At 61.2% G+C, this 1,587-nt stretch carries 1 protein-coding gene and 1 pseudogene (1 of these 2 only partly in view); both read left to right on the top strand.

Annotation, left to right across the window (positions count from 1 at the left end):
* Nucleotides 1-217 (top strand): annotated as a pseudogene (accB, locus tag FVQ81_17585) (acetyl-CoA carboxylase biotin carboxyl carrier protein) (it extends 263 nt beyond the left edge of the window).
* Nucleotides 218-1,558 carry an acetyl-CoA carboxylase biotin carboxylase subunit gene (accC, locus tag FVQ81_17590; protein MBW7998344.1) on the top strand — a complete coding sequence of 447 codons (1,341 nt, stop codon included), beginning with the start codon at nucleotides 218-220 and terminating at the stop codon, nucleotides 1,556-1,558. It abuts the pseudogene before it with no gap.
* Nucleotides 1,559-1,587: the final 29 nt, after the last annotated feature.

Consider the following 1,587-nt stretch of genomic DNA (forward strand, 5'->3'; position numbering starts at 1 on the left):
CGGGACGTTTTATGCCGCTCCCGGCCCGGGAACTCCGGCGTTTGTCCAGGTCGGCGACAGGGTGAAGCTGGGCCAGACCCTATGTATTCTCGAGGCGATGAAACTGATGAACGAACTGGAGTGCGAGGTGGCGGGCGTGGTGCGTGAAATCTGCGTCGAAAACTCCCAGCCGGTGGAATACGGTACCCGGTTGTTTCTGATCGAGCCGGGGGGTTAATTGGCCTCATTCAAAAAGGTGCTGATTGCCAACCGCGGAGAGATCGCGCTGCGAGTGATCCGGGCCTGCAAGGAAATGGGAATCAGCACTGTCGCGGTCTACAGCGAAGCCGACCAGGAGTCCCTGCACGTCCGGTTCGCCGATGAGGAAGTCTGTATCGGCCCGGGTCCGGCAAGCGCGAGCTACCTCAATATCCAGCGGATTCTGGCCGCGGCGGAAATCACTAACGCCGAGGCGATCCACCCGGGCTACGGTTTCCTGGCCGAGAACGCCGAATTCAGCGATATCTGCACCCGGAGCGGCTACGAATTTATCGGCCCTACGCCCGAGAATATCCGCAACATGGGCGACAAAGCCACCGCGCGCAAGCTGATGATCCAGAACAAGGTGCCGGTGGTCCCCGGCAGCCAGGAGACAATCGCCACCGAGGACAAGGCTGTCGGGATCGCCGGCGAGATCGGCTACCCGGTGATCCTCAAGGCCACGGCCGGCGGCGGGGGCAAGGGCATGCGGGTGGCCCGCAGCGAGAGCGAACTCAAGGGAGCGTTCAATATCGCCCGCGCCGAGGCCCAGGGCGCTTTCGGCAACCCGGAGCTCTATCTCGAAAAATACCTGATCAAGCCCCGGCATGTGGAAGTGCAGGTGATGGCCGACAGAAAGGGCAGCGTGGTCCACATGGGCGAACGCGACTGCTCGATCCAGCGCAGGCACCAGAAGCTGATCGAGGAATCTCCGTGCCCGGTGCTGACCCCTGAACTGCGGGAGAAAATGGGCGAGGCGGCGGTGCGCGCGGCCAGGTCGATCAACTATGTCGGCGCAGGGACTGTCGAATTCCTGCTGGACAAGGATGGAAATTTCTATTTCATGGAGATGAATACGCGGATCCAGGTCGAGCACCCTGTCACCGAAATGGTGACGGGCTACGATCTGGTCAAGGAGCAGATCTCTGTCGCCGCCGGCAACAGGCTTTCCTTCGGCAAACAGGATATCAAACTCACCGGCCATGCTATCGAGTGCCGGATAAACGCCGAGGACCCCCAGCGCGATTTCATGCCCTCGCCGGGCCAGATCAACACCTTCCACCCGCCGGGCGGGCCGGGAGTCAGGGTGGATACCCATATCTACCAGATGTACAAGGTGCCGCCGTTCTACGATTCGCTGCTGGCCAAGCTGATTGTCCACGGCCGCGACCGCGCCGAGGCCCTGGCCCGGCTGGAGCGCTCGCTCGAGGAGTTTATCATCCTGGGAGTCCCCACCACGATCGAGTTCCACCGCGAGATAATCCACGACCCGCGGTTCGTGGCCGGTGAGGTTGACGTGCAGTTCCTGGAAAAGTATTAAAGTTTTATCGCAATATGAGCCTGATTACC

It is taken from the genome of Candidatus Glassbacteria bacterium (genome assembly GCA_019456185.1).
GTDB lineage: Bacteria > Gemmatimonadota > Glassbacteria > GWA2-58-10 > GWA2-58-10 > JAJRTS01.